A 17,200-nucleotide genomic window follows, 5' to 3' on the forward strand; every position below is an offset into this window, starting at 1 on the left:
ATATTTGTAGTCTATGTGTGCAGAATTAAAAGAAGTTTTAACATATTATCCGAAAGAAGTCTCCTTCCTCAGGCGTGTGAAGGACGATAGTCTAGCGGCAGGTGGGAGATGAATTTCGGTTTGGCGTAGCCAAACTTTTTTTTCTATTTATTTCGCCTCTGATATAATCAGTCTTATAAGAGGGGAATTTTGGTATAACAATGAAAGTAGATAACAATCTTATAGTGTTCAGGTTGTGTAATCACCGTTATAGCTTATGGGAAATGAAGCAGAAAATGAGGTGAATGGATATGCAAAAGCAGAATAAGGCGTACAAGTTTCGTCTGTATCCAACAGAAGAACAAGCACATCTCATACGCAAAACGTTTGGGTGTGTGCGCTTTGTATATAATAAAATGCTGGCTGAACGAAAGGAAGTATATGAAAAACACAAAGCGAATAAGGAAGAACTGAAGAAGCAAAAATTTCCTACTCCTGCAAAATACAAATCGGAGTATGAATGGTTGAAAGAAGTTGATTCATTGGCATTAGCCAACGCGCAATTAAACTTGCAAACTGCTTATAAGAATTTTTTTAGTGGTCAAAGTGATTCTCCTACATTCAAAAGTAAAAAGAGTAGAAAATCCTATACAACGAATCGAGTAAACGGAAATATTATGTTATTTCATGGTTATATCAAATTACCAAAATTGAAAATGGTGAAACTGAAGCAACATAGAGAAATCCCGCCAAAACATATCATCAAATCGTGTACGATTTCGATGACACCTACTGGTAAGTATTACGTGTCTATTTTGACCGAATATGAAAAAGAAATCACTCCAAAAGAAGTAGAACGTGTAGTTGGATTAGACTTCTCAATGGCTGAATTGTACGTGAGTAGCGAAGATGAGAAAGCAAATTATCCTCGCTTTTATCGTCAGATGTTAGAGAAATTAGCGAAGGCACAACGAGTATTAGCAAGACGTGTGAAAGGTTCAGAGCGCTGGAATAAACAACGCATTCGTGTAGCGAAATTGCATGAAAAGGTCGCCAATCAACGTAAAAATTTTTTTCATCATAAGTCTAAAGAATTAGCTACGAGTTTTGACGTTGTAGCAATCGAAGACTTACATATGAAAGGAATGTCACGAGCATTTAGATTTGGTAAGAGTGTAGCGGACAACGGTTGGAGGATGTTCACGACATTTTTAGCATATAAGCTACAAGAACAAGGAAAACAGCTTGTAAAAATAGATAAATGGTTTCCTTCTACAAAGATGTGTAGTAATTGTGGAAATAAAAAAGAAATGCCATTACGCGAACACACGTATGCGTGTTTGTGTGGACTCACAATTGGCCGTGATTATAATGCAGCCATCAATATCAAAAAGGAAGCCATCCGCTTATTAGTGTTGGCATAAATAGTAATAAAATAACCTTTGGAACAAGGGAGTTAGCTCGGCTGTCCTAGGACAAATTCGTTAGCTATCAAAAGTAGCGATGAACCGAGAAGCCCCTACTTTGGGTAAGCTCGTAAGAGGTACTAAGTGGTGGGTAGTTCACCAAGACGTATTAAAAATGCTTTCATTATGATGGAATTTGTAGAGCCAATTATTACATTTGAAGAAACAATTATAAATGTATAAAGAAAGTCAGGCTTATGAATTAATTTAATAAAACCGTCTCTTTAATGTTTATTAAAGAGACGGTTTTATTGTTTTACTATTGAAAAAAGGATTCAAAAACATATGTAAATTTAACTTATACAAAACAATATGAACAACTATTACGTATTTAAAAAACATTTTTTTGTATTTCATCCTTCGTTTTCTGTAACTGATTCCATATTTTTGACGCCCTGCCTTGTAAGTGCTTACATAACTGAAAACATCTTATACAATGAAGGTGTTAAATCAAAAGAGATGACCAAAATGAACATAAAAAAACAAGACTTAGCGAAAAGCATTGAAATAGAAAGAGGAGGCAGAAAGGTATGAAAAAATCAAAGGTTAATCCATGGCTTGTTGTCCTTGGTACAGTAATAGTTCAAATGGGACTTGGAACGATATATACATGGAGTTTATTCAATCAGCCTTTAGTTAGTAAATACGGTTGGAGTCTTAACGCGGTTGCGATAACTTTCTCAATTACTAGTCTTTCCTTAGCATTTTCAACTTTATTTGCAAGTAAATTGCAAGAAAAATGGGGACTTCGTAAACTTATTATGATAGCTGGACTAGCATTAGGACTAGGATTAGTACTTAGTTCACAAGCTTCTTCGTTAATATTGCTTTATGTACTAGCAGGAGTTGTTGTAGGTTACGCAGATGGTACAGCTTATATTACTTCACTATCTAATTTAATTAAGTGGTTCCCTGAACGTAAAGGTTTAATCTCTGGTATATCTGTAGCTGCATATGGTACAGGTAGCTTAATTTTCAAATATATAAATGCAAAGTTAATCGATTCCGTTGGTGTATCGCAAGCGTTTATATATTGGGGTTTAATTGTTACAGCTATGATTGTCCTTGGAGCTTGTTTAATCCATCAAGCTGCTGATCAAGGTGCAGTTCAGGAAACAAACACTCATGAATATACAGTGAAAGAAATGTTAGGCACAAAACAAGTATACTTATTATTCATCATGTTATTTACATCATGTATGAGTGGCTTATACTTAATTGGTATGGTAAAAGACATTGGTGTTCAACTTGTAGGGCTTAGTGCAGCGACAGCAGCTAATGCGGTGGCTATGGTTGCAATATTTAACACATTAGGTCGTATTATTCTAGGACCGTTATCAGATAAAATTGGTCGTTTAAAAATCGTTACGGGTACTTTTGTGGTTATGGCGAGTTCGGTATTAGTGCTAAGTTTCGTAGATTTGAATTACGGTATCTACTTCGTATGTGTAGCAAGTGTAGCGTTTTGCTTTGGTGGAAATATTACTATTTTCCCAGCTATTGTTGGTGATTTCTTCGGTATGAAAAACCATAGTAAGAATTACGGAATTGTGTATCAAGGATTTGGATTTGGAGCGCTTGCAGGTTCCTTTATCGGTGCACTTCTAGGTGGATTCAAACCAACCTTTATGGTGATTGGCGTACTATGTGTCGTGTCATTCATTATCGCAATTTTAATTCGAGCACCTAAACAGAAAAAAGAACAAGAAGAAGAGTATCGCAGCGTAGCATAAGTATATAAATCTTCTATAACACTATAGTTACGAAAAAGCATCCTGTTAAATAGGGTGCTTTTTTGAGTTATTTTAACAAGGTTAAATTACTTTTTATTTTTTTTGATATAAAAGTGAGTGAAATATCCGTTTGGATTATATTGGAATATAATAAATCGATACATCGTATTCGAAATATGTATTAAATCTTAAATAATAAAGAAAATATGAATTGATGTTTGCAAGATATATTTTCAGACAAATATTGAGAAAATAAATGTTCGACTTTTTGTTAAGGCTTTGTAACTGAAGAGACCTTCAGTTTATCATCTTCAATTTTTACAAAGAGGAGTAAGAATTAAAGTATTAATGTAAGTGTGTGTTAATACTTTTAGATGTAATTGTATTGAAAAGCACTAAAGTTTTTATCTGAAAAATAAAAATAGGTTGACAAGTTTATTGAGAAAGATTATCATTTCGGTGTAAGAACGTTAAATGAAAAACATTATCAATGAATAATATTTTAATGAAAAGTACACTTGACCAATTAGTTTAGTAAGTGTATTATTTTTACATCGATAATGATAATCATTATCATTATTTGTTTAATTAGATTGATTTTTAAATGAAAGGATAGAGGAAATGAACTTAGGGGAATTTGATGGGAAAACTGTTTTAGTAACAGGTGCAGCTCAAGGTATAGGTAGTGTTGTTGCTAAAATGTTTTTAGAAAGAGGAGCTACAGTTATTGCGGTTGATCAAAATGAAGAGGGATTAAACGAACTCTTAAATGAAATACATTTGAAAACGTTTTGCTTAGATGTGAGTGATAGTACCGCAGTTGAACAGATGGTAAATGATATTGAAAATGAAATAGCGCCAATAGATATATTAGTAAATGTTGCAGGGGTTTTACGTATGGGAGCGATTCACTCGTTAAGTGATGAAGATTGGAATAAAACGTTTTCTGTAAATTCTACAGGAGTTTTCTATATGTCCCGAGCAGTAAGTAAACATATGATGCAAAGAAAGTCAGGGGCAATTGTTACAGTTGGTTCAAATGCAGCAAATACGCCGAGAATGGAGATGGCTGCATATGCTGCATCAAAAGCTGCTACGACGATGTTTATGAAATGTTTAGGATTAGAACTTGCAGCGTATAACATTCGCTGTAACGTAGTTTCTCCAGGTTCTACTGAAACTGAAATGCAAAGGCTACTATGGGCTGATGAGAATGGAGAAAAAAATATAATTGCTGGTTCTCAAAGTACATATAGACTCGGTATACCGTTACAAAAAATTGCACAGCCTTCAGAAATTGCTGAAGCAGTATTGTTTTTAGCTTCAGATAAAGCTAGTCATATTACAATGCATAATTTATGTGTTGATGGCGGAGCTACATTAGGCGTTTAATAAAAAATTCAGGGGGTTACTATACAATGAAGGAATTTACGGCTGTAAAGGAACTGTCAGAAAAATTATTAGAAGATTATAAGACTGAATCTTCATTCTTTTTCGCTTCACCAACTCGAACGATATTAGCAGAAGGAGAGTTTACTACAGTAAAGCATCATGAAATTGAAAGTTTCCCAGAACTTGTACAAGCAGTATTATGTAATGCAAAACAAGCCGGAAATCCGAATCCTATCGTTGTCGGTGCTTTGCCATTTGATCGTAGAAAAGAAGTCCAACTTATCGTACCAGAATATAGTAGGACTTCTGAGCGATTACAATTGGATACAACAAATCAGCTTGAAATAAATGAGAACTTAACATTCGAAATGACGCCTGTACCAGCGCCTGAAGTGTATATGAATGGTGTGAAGCAAGGAATTGCAAAAATAAAGGGCGGGGATTTAAAGAAAATCGTTCTATCCAGATCGTTAGATGTTAATTCTTCCGAAAAGATTGATAAGCAAAAACTTCTTCGAGAATTAGCAGCGCATAATAAGCATGGATATACATTTGCTGTGAATGTATCGAAAGATGAAAATGAGAATAGTAAGACGTTAATTGGAGCGAGCCCTGAATTACTCGTCTCACGTAATGGTATGCAAGTTATTTCTAATCCGTTAGCTGGTTCAAGGCCACGTAGTGAGGATTCAGTTGAAGATAAGAGAAGAGCAGAGGAATTACTTTCTTCTCCAAAAGATTTACATGAACATGCGGTAGTAGTAGAAGCAGTTGCTGCAGCGCTTCGTCCGTACTGTCATACATTACATGTTCCGGAAAAGCCATCCGTTATTCATAGTGAAGCGATGTGGCATTTATCTACTGAAGTGAAAGGTGAACTAAAGGATCCGAATACTACTTCTTTGGAATTAGCAATTGCTCTTCATCCGACGCCAGCAGTTTGCGGCACACCGATGGAAGAAGCGAGAGAGGCGATTCAAAAAATTGAGCCATTTGACCGTGAATTCTTTACAGGAATGCTAGGGTGGAGTGATTTAAATGGAGACGGTGAATGGATTGTTACAATTCGTTGTGCTGAAGTACAAGAAAATACACTCCGTTTATATGCAGGAGCGGGCGTTGTTGCTGAGTCAAAACCAGAAGATGAATTAGCAGAAACATCAGCTAAGTTCCAAACAATGTTGAAAGCATTAGGATTAAATGATAGTTCACTTAATGAAAAGTAGGGGGCAGAAAGAATGCTAACAGGTTATACAAAATGGCCAAAAGAATTTGCTGATCGTTATCGAGAGGAAGGGTGTTGGCTTGGGGAAACATTTGGCGGGATGTTAAGAGAGCGAGCTGAAAAATATGGCGATCAAATTGCAGTTGTAAGTGGTAATACGCATATTACGTATAGTGAGTTTGATAAAAAAGTAGATCGATTAGCTTCAGGGCTACTGAATTTAGGAATAAAGCAAGAGGATCGAGTTGTAATCCAGCTACCTAACGTTATTGAGTTTTTCGAAGTATGTTTTGCGCTATTTCGAATTGGGGCACTTCCTGTTTTTGCATTACCTTCACATCGAAGCAGTGAAATTAGTTATTTTTGTGAGTTTGGTGAGGCGAGTGCTTACGTTATTTCAGATAAAGCTCTCGGTTTTGATTATCGAAAACTAGCAAGAGAAGTGAAAGAGAAAGTGCCAACTTTACAACATGTAATTGTAGTGGGAGAAGAAGAAGAATTTGTGAACATAAGTGATTTATATATAGATCCCGTTCCATTACCAGAAGTTCAGCCAAGTGATGTTGCGTTTCTCCAATTATCAGGGGGGACAACAGGACTTTCTAAATTAATTCCTCGAACGCATGATGATTATATTTATAGTTTACGTGTTAGCGCTGAAATTTGTAATTTAAGTGCAAAGAGTGTCTATATGGCCGTTCTTCCAGTAGCACATAATTACCCGATGAGCTCTCCTGGAACATTTGGAACTTTCTATGCGGGTGGAAAAGTAGTGCTGGCAACTGGAGGTAGTCCAGATGAGGCATTTGCACTTATTGAAAAAGAAAAAGTTACGATTACTGCTCTCGTACCGCCATTAGCAATGATATGGCTTGATGCTGCATCTTCACGTAATAACGATTTATCGAGTCTAGAAGTGATTCAAGTAGGTGGCGCGAAATTTAGTGCTGAAGTTGCAAAACGTATACGCCCTACACTTGGATGTACATTACAGCAAGTATTCGGTATGGCGGAAGGATTAGTGAACTATACAAGATTAGATGATCCTGAAGAAATTATTATTCATACACAAGGTAGACCAATGTCTGCACTCGATGAAGTACGAGTTGTTGATGAAAATGACAACGATGTAAAACCTGGCGAAGTAGGTAGTTTATTAACAAGAGGGCCATATACAATTCGTGGTTATTATAAAGCAGAAGAGCATAATGCACAATCGTTTACAAAGGATGGATTTTATCGCACAGGAGATCTTGTGAAAGTAAATGAACAAGGTTACATCATTGTAGAAGGAAGAGATAAAGATCAAATTAATCGTGGTGGTGAGAAAGTTGCCGCGGAAGAAGTTGAAAATCATCTATTAGCACATGATGCAGTACATGATGTAGCGATTGTATCTATGCCTGACGATTATTTAGGAGAACGTACTTGTGCATTTGTTATAGCTCGCGGACAAGCTCCGGCAGTAAGTGAATTAAAAATGTTTTTAAGAGAACGTGGTATAGCAGCTTATAAGATTCCAGATCGAATTGAATTTATTGAATCATTCCCGCAAACAGGCGTTGGAAAGGTAAGCAAAAAAGAATTACGTAAAGTCATTGCTGAAAAACTTATTACAGTAAAACAATAATAAAAACCGGAAGGAAGTGATTAGATGGCTATCCCATCTATTTCAGTATATAAAATGCCAATTGAATCAGAACTACCAAAAAATAAAGTGGATTGGAAACCAGATCCGAAACGTGCGGTTCTTCTAATCCATGACATGCAAGAATATTTTCTTGATGCATATAGCGATAAAGAGTCACCGAAAGTAGAACTCATTTCAAATATTAAGGTGATAAGAGAAAAATGTAAGGAACTTGGTATACCAGTTGTTTATACAGCTCAACCAGGTGGACAAACGTTAGAACAACGAGGGTTATTACAAGATTTTTGGGGGGACGGTATTCCTGCTGGACCAGATAAAAAGAAAATTGTCGATGAACTTACTCCTGATGAGGATGATATATTCTTAACAAAATGGAGATATAGTGCATTTAAAAAGACAAATCTATTAGAAATTTTAAATGAACAAGGAAGAGATCAACTCATTATTTGCGGTATTTATGCGCATATTGGCTGCCTTTTAACAGCTTGTGAAGCATTTATGGATGGTATAGAGCCGTTCTTTGTAGCAGATGCAGTTGCTGATTTTTCACTAGAGCATCATAAACAAGCATTGGAGTATGCATCTAATAGATGTGCAGTAACGACATCAACAAACCTACTGTTAAACGATTTACAAAGTGTAGAAGATGATGAGAGTGAAGGAATCACTATACAGGAAGTACATGAACTAGTTGCACAATTACTTCGTGAACCAGTAGAGAGTGTTGGGACTGATGAAGATTTATTAAATAGAGGACTTGATTCGGTCAGAATTATGAGTTTAGTAGAGAAGTGGCGTCGCGAAGGAAAGGAGATTACTTTTGCGGATTTAGCAGAGAACCCAACGGTTGTTGATTGGCATCGCTTATTATCTCTGCAAACAGAACGTGTACTTTAATATAGACTACATAATAAAGGGGTAGTGAAGAATGCCTAATAGTCAAAAGGTTCGTCATTCGTTATCATCTGCGCAGTCTGGTATGTGGTTTGCGCAAAAATTAGATCCACTTAATCCAATTTATAATACTGGGGAATATGTAGAAATAAACGGAAATATTCATCAAGACATTTTTGAATTAGCTGTACGTAAAGTTGTAATGGAAGCAGAAGCACTTCATGTTCGCTTCGAAGAGGATGAAATTGGCCCATGGCAAGTTATTGAAGAATCACAGTTTCATATGCATTTTATTGACGTTCGTAAAGAAGAAAATCCTGAAGAGGCTGCTAAAGCATGGATGAAAAATGATTTATCTATGCCAGTCGATTTGAAAAAAGATACTTTATTTATTGAAGCACTTATTCAAGTTGAAAATAACCGTTTCTTTTGGTATCAGCGCATCCATCACATTGTGATGGATGGCTATGGATTTTCACTTCTTAGCCAAAAGGTAGCGAATGAGTATACATCACTTATAGAAGAAACAAACAAGAATGAAAAGACATTTGGTTCTCTTGCAAAAGTTGTGCAAGAAGATATGGAGTATCGTGAGTCTAAACAATTTCAGGAAGATCGTGCTTTTTGGTTAGAAAAATTTGCGGATGAACCAGAAGTTGTAAGTTTGGCAGAACGAGCACCGAGAACATCGAATGGATTTTTACGTGAAACAGCTTATTTATCTAGTTCTAGTACGAAAACTTTACTAGAAAATATCAATATTTCGTTAACAAGTTGGCCGGAATTCATTGTCGCTGTAACAAGTATTTATATGCATAAATTAACAGGTGAAAATGATATTGTTTTAGGTTTACCGATGATGGGGCGTCTAGGTTCTGCATCTATTCATACACCGAGTATGGTAATGAATTTAGTACCACTTCGTCTTACTGTAACTCCAAATATAACTCTCGTAGAATTATTACAGCAAGTTTCTAAAGAAATCCAAGATGTACGTCGCCATCATAAATACCGTCATGAGGAATTAAGAAGAGACTTAAAGTTATTAGGTGAAAATCAAAGATTATTTGGACCGTTAGTGAATGTTATGCCTTTTGATTACGGGCTTAACTTTGGTGGGAATCGTGGTATTACACATAATTTATCAGCAGGACCTGTCGATGATTTATCAATAAATGTATATAAACGTTTTGATCAAAATGAGCTAATGATTCATTTTGATGCGAATCCGGAAGTATATAATGGTGTGGAGCTAGCATTGCATAAAGAAAGATTTATGCAATTATTAGAATTAATGATAAATGCTTATCAAAAAGACGAGTCGATTGGAAAAATAAATATTACTCTTCCTGAAGAAAATCATAAAGTTTTATTGGAATGGAATGAAACGAAGGAAGACGATGAGTTAATCAGTCTACCTATATCATTTGAAAAACAAGTGCAAAAAACTCCAAATAAACTAGCGATTACTTGTGACGGTGTAAACTTTACGTATAAAGAGCTAAATGAACGAGCGAATGAACTAGCACATTATTTAGTAGAAGAAGGAATACGACCAAATCAGTTTGTAGCTTTAGTATTTCCAAGATCAATAGAAATGGTAACTAGTATGCTAGCAGTTTTAAAGGCTGGTGCAGCGTATTTACCAATAGATCCAGAATACCCAGCTGAGCGAATAAATTATATAGTAAATGATGCAAAACCAGTTTGTATCATAACGCATTCATCTGTTTCATCTAAGTTAGTTATAGAAAATGATATGAAAAAAATTGTATTAGATGACGAAGAAACGAAACTAGCATTACATACATATTCTCGCATGAATATAGAATGTAAGAATGATGTATCACTTTTAAACCCAGCCTATACAATATATACTTCAGGCTCAACGGGTAACCCAAAAGGTGTAATTGTTCCTATGAAAGCTTTAAGTAACTTTTTATTGGCCATGGACGATATGTTGTCATTACATGAAAATGATCATTTATTAGCAGTTACAACATTTGCGTTTGATATTTCTGCTCTAGAAATTTATTTACCTCTTATTAGTGGTGCAAGTTTAACAATTGCGCAAAAGGAAGACATTCAAGAGCCTTCTGCATTAACGACACTTTTACAGGAAGAAAGAGTGACCATTATGCAGGCTACACCGACGCTTTGGCAGGCGTTAGTAACTGATTATCCAGAGAAGCTACAAGGGCTAAACATACTAGTTGGTGGTGAAGCTCTTCCAGCGCATTTAGCAAATAAATTAAAAGAATTAGGTTGTTCATTAACTAATTTATATGGACCAACTGAAACAACGATTTGGTCTACCTTCATGAACATTGATGAAAGTGAAAAGGGGATACCTCCTATCGGAAAGCCAATTTGCAATACAGAAGTGTATGTATTGGATGCAGGGTTACAACCAGTTCCACCTGGAGTTATTGGTGAATTATATATTGCAGGGGAAGGACTTGCAAGCGGATATTTAGGAAAACCAGAGTTAACAGCTGAACGGTTTGTTGCAAATCCTTATGGAAAACCAGGGCAGCGCATGTACCGTACAGGTGATCTAGTAAAATGGCGCAGTGATGGTGTTTTAGAGTACATGAACCGCGCAGATCATCAAATTAAAATTCGTGGTTTCCGAATTGAATTAGCTGAAATTGAAATGGTAATACAACGACATGAAAATGTTAAGCAAGCAGTGGTTATGGTACGAGAAGATCGTCCAAATGATAAACGAATCATTGCGTATATTGTTGCCGGAGAGAAGGAAACGATTCATCTTTCAGAAATTCGTTCTTATGTTTCAGAAAGTTTAGCGAATTATATGGTGCCATCAGCATTTGTATTGCTAGAAGAATTACCATTAACGCCAAATGGAAAGGTTGATAGAAAGAAATTACCTGCTCCTGATTTTAATGAAATGAACAATGAGAGGGTTGCTAGAAATCCGAAAGAAGAAATATTATGTCATTTATTTGCAGAAGTACTTGGTGTTTCTCGCATTAGCATTGATGATAATTTCTTTGAAATGGGTGGACATTCGCTTCTTGCATCGCGTTTAATGGCAAGAATTCGTGAAACGTTAAGTGTCGAATTAGGAATTGGAAAACTATTTGAATCGCCAACTGTTGCTGAATTAGCGAAACAATTGGATCGAGCAAAAACTGCAAGACCAGCGATTAAGAAAGTAAGTAGGCCAAATGAAGTTCCACTTTCATTTGCACAGCGTAGATTATGGTTCTTACATTGTTTAGAAGGTCCAAGTCCTACTTATAATATTCCGTTAGTCATTCGTTTGTCTGGAAAGTTGAACGAGGGAGCATTACAAGGTGCCTTTTATGATGTAGTCGAGAAACATGAAACACTTAGAACAATTTTCCCTAACGTATTAGGTAGTTCCTACCAGGAAATTTTACATATGGAAAACTTAAATCTTGAAATGATTATAACAAATACATGTAAAAATGAATTAGAAAGTGTACTTGCGGAGGCGGTAAGATATAGCTTTAACCTCGATGTTGAACCAGCAGTTCGTTTGCAACTATTTACAGTGAATGAAAACGAACATGTATTACTAATTCTATTGCATCATATTGTAGGGGATGGCTGGTCGTTACAACCGTTAACGAGAGATTTTACAGCGGCGTATAAAGCGCGATGTCAAGGGAACAAAGTACAGCTGGAGACACTTCCGGTTCAATACGCAGATTATGCACTTTGGCAACAGCAATTGTTAGGGGATGAAACTACACAAGAAAGTCTCATTTCAACACAATTAGATTTTTGGAAGAAAGAGTTAAAGGGATTACCAGATCAATTGGAGTTACCTACAGATTATCAGCGTCCAATGGAAACGAGTTACAGAGGAGAAACAATTCATTTTCATATAGATGCAGGTATGCATAGTAGGTTAGTAGAGCTCGCACGGAAAAACGGAGTTAGTTTGTTTATGGTATTGCAAGCAGGACTAAGTGCGCTATTTACAAGATTAGGTGCAGGCACTGATATACCAATTGGAAGTCCGATTGCTGGAAGAAATGATGATGTACTTTCAGATATTGTTGGTTTATTTGTAAATACATTAGTGTTACGTACAAATACTTCAGGAGATCCAAGTTTTAAAGAATTATTAAATAGAGTGAAGCAGGCAAATCTTGCAGCTTATGAAAATCAAGATGTTCCATTTGAACGACTCGTTGAAGTGTTAAACCCGGTGCGTACTCGAAATAGTCATCCGCTATTTCAAGTTATGTTAGCTTTCCAAAATACGCCAGAAGCAATCTTTGATGTCCCGGATATAGAAGCGAGCCTTGAAATTCAAAGTGTTGGCTCTGCGAAGTTTGATTTAACATTTGAAATTAGTGAGAGTAACGGGGTTGATGGTACTCCGAACGGTTTACATGGATTACTAGAGTTTAGTACCGATTTATATAAACATGAAACGGTTCAAAAACTAATAGAACGATTCATTTTGTTATTAGATGATGCGGCGACAAATCCAGATCAATCCATTGGCAGATTAGAAATATTAACTTTAGCAGAGAAAAATACAGTGTTAGAAAAGTGGAATGGTGGTTTTCAAATTGCACCAGAAATGACATTGCCACAATTATTTGAAAAGCAGGTTCATATTAATCCAAATGCTATTGCTGTCGTCTTTGAAAATAAGAAATTAACTTATGAAGAGTTAAATAGAAAAGCAAATAAAATAGCTCGATTCCTAATAGCAAAAGGAATTGGTCCTGATCAACTCGTTGCTTTAGCGATGCCAAGATCATTAAACATGGTTGTAAGCTTATTAGCTGTTCTTAAAGCTGGTGCTGGATACCTTCCGTTAGATCCAGATTACCCAGCAGACCGTATTTCGTTTATGCTACACGATGCGAAACCATCATGTGTTTTAACGAATTCAGAAGTGGAAATTGAATGTAATGAGGCACTAAAAGTTTTAGTTGATAATGTAAAAGTAATAGAAGAAATTGAGAAACATAGTGAAGACAATATTGATGAAATGGAGCGCGTGAAGCCATTAACTCCATCACATATTGCTTACGTTATTTATACATCAGGTTCAACAGGTAGACCGAAAGGCGTTATGATACCTCATCAAAATGTAGTAAGACTTTTAGGAGCAACTGATCATTGGTTCCAGTTTGATGGAAATGATGTGTGGACGATGTTCCATTCATATGCTTTTGATTTCTCGGTTTGGGAAATTTGGGGACCTTTATTATACGGAGGGCGTTTAGTTGTAGTTCCACATACTGTAAGTCGCTCGCCGAAAGAATTTTTACAGCTTCTTGTTAAAGAAAAGGTAACTGTTTTAAACCAAACTCCATCAGCGTTCTATCAATTGATGCAAGCAGATCGTGAAAATGAAGAGATTGGCCAACAATTATCTTTACGATATGTTGTTTTTGGAGGTGAAGCACTTGAGCTAAGTCGATTAGAAGATTGGTATAGTCGACATCCTCATAACGCACCGAAGCTTATTAATATGTACGGTATTACTGAGACGACAGTACATGTTAGTTATATTGAGCTAGATGAGAGTACCGTTTCTTTACGAGCAAATAGTTTAATTGGGTGCAGTATACCTGATCTTAAAGTATACGTATTAGATCATTATTTACAACCAGTGCCACCTGGAGTAGTTGGAGAAATGTATGTTGCAGGTGCAGGGCTTGCTCGTGGATATTTAGGAAGGGCAGGTTTAACTGCAGAACGTTTTATTGCAGATCCATTTGGCAAGCCAGGTACAAGAATGTATCGTACTGGAGACTTAGCACGTTGGCGTCAAGATGGGACGCTAGATTATATAGGACGTGCAGATCATCAAATAAAAATTCGTGGATTCCGAATTGAATTAGGAGAAATAGAAGCGGTCATAATGAAACACCCTACAGTTGAGCAAGTAGCAGTTATTGTACGGGAAGATCAACCAGGGGATAAACGATTAGTTTCTTATATCGTCGCATCAAATAATGAAGCGATTGATACGAATGAAATGCGTCAGTTTGCTAGTGGTAGTTTACCAGATTATATGGTTCCATACGCTTTTGTAGTAGTAAATGAGTTGCCTTTAACTCCGAACGGTAAGTTAGATAGAAAGGCATTGCCAGCTCCAGAATTTATCGTATCATCTTCTAGTCGTGGACCAAGAACACCGCAAGAAGAAATGTTATGTGACTTGTTTACAGAAGTGCTAAGTGTACCTCAAATTGGAATTGATGACGGATTCTTTGATTTAGGTGGTCATTCACTCCTTGCAGTGCAGCTTATGAGCCGTATTAAAGAAGCACTTGGGATCGAATTAAATATCGGAACTTTATTTGCAGCACCTACTGTTGCAGGCCTTGCTGAAAGACTTGAAGTGGGAAATGGACAAAGTGCACTCGATGTGTTGCTTCCGTTACGAGCAAGCGGAAACCAATTGCCACTATTTTGTGTACACCCAGCAGGTGGATTAAGTTGGTGCTATGCAGGACTTATGAAATCTTTAGGAACAGATTATCCAATCTACGGCGTGCAAGCACGTGGTATCGCTAAAAATGAAGAACTTCCAAGAAGTTTAGAGGAAATGGCAGCGGATTATTTAAAACACGTTCGTGAAGTACAGCCTCACGGACCATATCGTTTACTCGGTTGGTCGCTCGGAGGAAATGTTGTGCATGCAATGGCAGCGCAACTACAAAATGAAGGGGAAGAAGTAGAATTACTCGTTATGCTAGATTCTTATCCTGGTCACTTCCTACCGAATACGGAAGCGCCTACTGAAGAAGAAGCGTTAATCGCATTACTTGCTTTAGGCGGATATGACCCAGATAACATGGATGGTAAACCACTTACGATGGAAAGTGCAGTTGAAATCCTTCGTAAAGATGGAAGTGCATTAGCAAGTCTTGAAGAAGAGACTATACTGAACTTGAAAGAAACATATGTAAATTCGGTAGGATTATTAGGGAGATACGTACCGAAAGTTTATAATGGAGATATTTTATTCTTTAGATCTACTGTTATACCAGACTGGTTTGATCCTATTTCTCCAAATACATGGCTAAATTATTTAGATGGGAAAATTGTGCAGCATGATATTGACTGTAGACATAAAGATCTATGTCAGCCAGGTCCACTTACGGAAATTGGACAAGTATTAGCGAAATATTTGCAGAATAAGAAAGGGGTAAGTAGAGTATGACGAATCCATTTGAAAACGATAATTACACATATAAAGTATTAATAAATGAGGAGGGCCAGTATTCTCTCTGGCCTGTCTTTCTTGATGTACCTATTGGGTGGAATGTCGTACATGAAGAAGCTAGCAGGCACGATTGCTTACAATATGTTGAAAATACCTGGACAGATTTGAATCCAAAAAGTAATCAAGCTGGTGAAAAAATAGTAGTAGGAAAACGATAATGAAAGCAAAAATAAATCCAAAAGTAGTTGTAAGCATCGTATATATAACAGCGATGTTTATGGCTGCCATGGACGCAACGATTGTAAATGTAGCACTGCAAACGATAAGTAGAGAACTACAAGTACCTCCATCTGCAATGGGGACGGTTAATGTTGGGTATTTAGTTAGCTTAGCTGTTTTCCTTCCGATTTCCGGTTGGTTAGGAGATCGATTCGGTACGAAAAGAGTATTTCTAACTGCTCTTTTCGTATTTACAACCGCATCTGCGTTATGTGGGATAGCGAACGATATTACTTCATTGAATATTTTTCGTATTATTCAAGGTGCTGGTGGGGGGCTTTTAACACCAGTTGGGATGGCGATGTTATTCCGAACATTTTCACCAGAGGAAAGGCCGAAAATTTCTCGGTTTATTGTGTTGCCAATTGCTGTTGCACCGGCAGTAGGACCAATTATTGGTGGCTTTTTTGTAGATCAAATGTCTTGGCGCTGGGCATTTTATATTAATTTACCATTTGGAATTATGGCGTTACTATTCGGTCTTCTATTTTTAAAAGAGCATATTGAAAAATCAGCTGGTCGCTTTGATTACCTCGGTTTTGTTTTTTCAGCACCAGGGTTTGCGATGCTAATCTATGCGCTCAGTCAAGGACCATCAAGAGGATGGATTTCTACAGAGGTTATAAGTACTGGAATAGCTGGGATTGTATTTATTACACTGTTTATCATTGTAGAACTTAAAGTAAAGCAACCGATGCTAGATTTACACTTATTAAAAGAACCAGTCTTTAGAAAAATGAGTCTTATTTCATTGTTTTCTTCAGCTGGTTTACTAGGAATGTTATTTGTTTTTCCGCTTATGTATCAAAATGTAATAGGGGTATCCGCACTGGAATCAGGTCTTACGACATTTCCAGAGGCGATTGGATTAATGATTTCTTCACAAATTGTGCCATGGTCATATAAGAAATTAGGAGCTCGTAAGGTAATTTCTATAGGGTTAATTTGTACGGCGATTATCTTTATTTTATTAAGTTTTGTAAATCACGATACGAACCCTTGGCAAATACGGGTATTATTGTTTGGCATAGGTATTTTCTTAGGCCAATCAGTTGGAGCGGTTCAATTTTCTGCATTTAACAATATAACGCCGCCTTCTATGGGGAGAGCAACTACTATATTTAATGTGCAAAATCGATTAGGTTCAGCGATAGGAGTTGCTGTTTTAGCTAGTATATTAGCCGGTTTTGGAAATAACAGTGTACAACATAATACTCATTCAGATTTATTGCCATATCAAGCGGCATTAATTGGATCAGCAATATTTTTGCTCGTAGCATTACTATTTTCTTTACGTATTTCTGATAAAGAGGTAATGTCAAAAAAGAAGAAAAAACCGTTACCTGTATTACAAAAAGAGAAAGAAATTGTCAATGAATAAGTTTG

General features: G+C 36.5%; 9 protein-coding genes. All 9 read left to right on the forward strand.

Features of this window, described 5'->3' with window-relative positions:
• Positions 1–290: 290 nt before the first annotated feature.
• The 9 genes from RCJ96_RS13460 to RCJ96_RS13500 all read left to right on the forward strand — a co-directional run bounded on the left by RCJ96_RS13460 (position 291) and on the right by RCJ96_RS13500 (position 17,195).
• Complete coding sequence (locus RCJ96_RS13460) at positions 291–1,403, forward strand: RNA-guided endonuclease TnpB family protein (RefSeq protein ID WP_416503800.1); 1,113 nt, start codon at positions 291–293, stop codon at positions 1,401–1,403.
• Between the two features lie 572 nt (positions 1,404–1,975).
• Positions 1,976–3,178 (forward strand): L-lactate MFS transporter, encoded by a 1,203-nt coding sequence (locus RCJ96_RS13465; protein ID WP_242303661.1) that lies wholly within the window; start codon positions 1,976–1,978, stop codon positions 3,176–3,178.
• A gap of 621 nt (positions 3,179–3,799) precedes the next feature.
• On the forward strand, positions 3,800–4,570 hold the full coding sequence (dhbA, locus tag RCJ96_RS13470; protein WP_001048422.1) for a 2,3-dihydro-2,3-dihydroxybenzoate dehydrogenase: 771 nt from the start codon (positions 3,800–3,802) through the stop codon (positions 4,568–4,570).
• Positions 4,571–4,596: 26 nt separating this feature from the next.
• Positions 4,597–5,796 carry an isochorismate synthase DhbC gene (gene dhbC / locus RCJ96_RS13475; RefSeq protein WP_000657801.1) on the forward strand — a complete coding sequence of 400 codons (1,200 nt, stop codon included), beginning with the start codon at positions 4,597–4,599 and terminating at the stop codon, positions 5,794–5,796.
• A gap of 12 nt (positions 5,797–5,808) precedes the next feature.
• Positions 5,809–7,425, forward strand: a complete 1,617-nt coding sequence (locus tag RCJ96_RS13480; RefSeq protein WP_446699799.1) for a (2,3-dihydroxybenzoyl)adenylate synthase — start codon at positions 5,809–5,811, stop codon at positions 7,423–7,425.
• A 24-nt stretch (positions 7,426–7,449) separates the two neighbouring features.
• A complete protein-coding gene (locus tag RCJ96_RS13485) occupies positions 7,450–8,343 on the forward strand; it encodes an isochorismatase family protein (protein ID WP_416503802.1) in 894 nt (297 codons plus the stop codon).
• A 31-nt stretch (positions 8,344–8,374) separates the two neighbouring features.
• On the forward strand, positions 8,375–15,532 hold the full coding sequence (locus RCJ96_RS13490; protein ID WP_074610235.1) for an amino acid adenylation domain-containing protein: 7,158 nt from the start codon (positions 8,375–8,377) through the stop codon (positions 15,530–15,532).
• Complete coding sequence (locus RCJ96_RS13495) at positions 15,529–15,753, forward strand: MbtH family protein (protein WP_000184064.1); 225 nt, start codon at positions 15,529–15,531, stop codon at positions 15,751–15,753. Before RCJ96_RS13490 ends, RCJ96_RS13495 begins: the two co-directional genes overlap by 4 nt.
• Positions 15,753–17,195, forward strand: a complete 1,443-nt coding sequence (locus RCJ96_RS13500) for an MDR family MFS transporter (protein WP_270795120.1) — start codon at positions 15,753–15,755, stop codon at positions 17,193–17,195. Before RCJ96_RS13495 ends, RCJ96_RS13500 begins: the two co-directional genes overlap by 1 nt.
• Positions 17,196–17,200: the final 5 nt, after the last annotated feature.

This window comes from Bacillus sp. BSL6 (genome assembly GCF_052928345.1).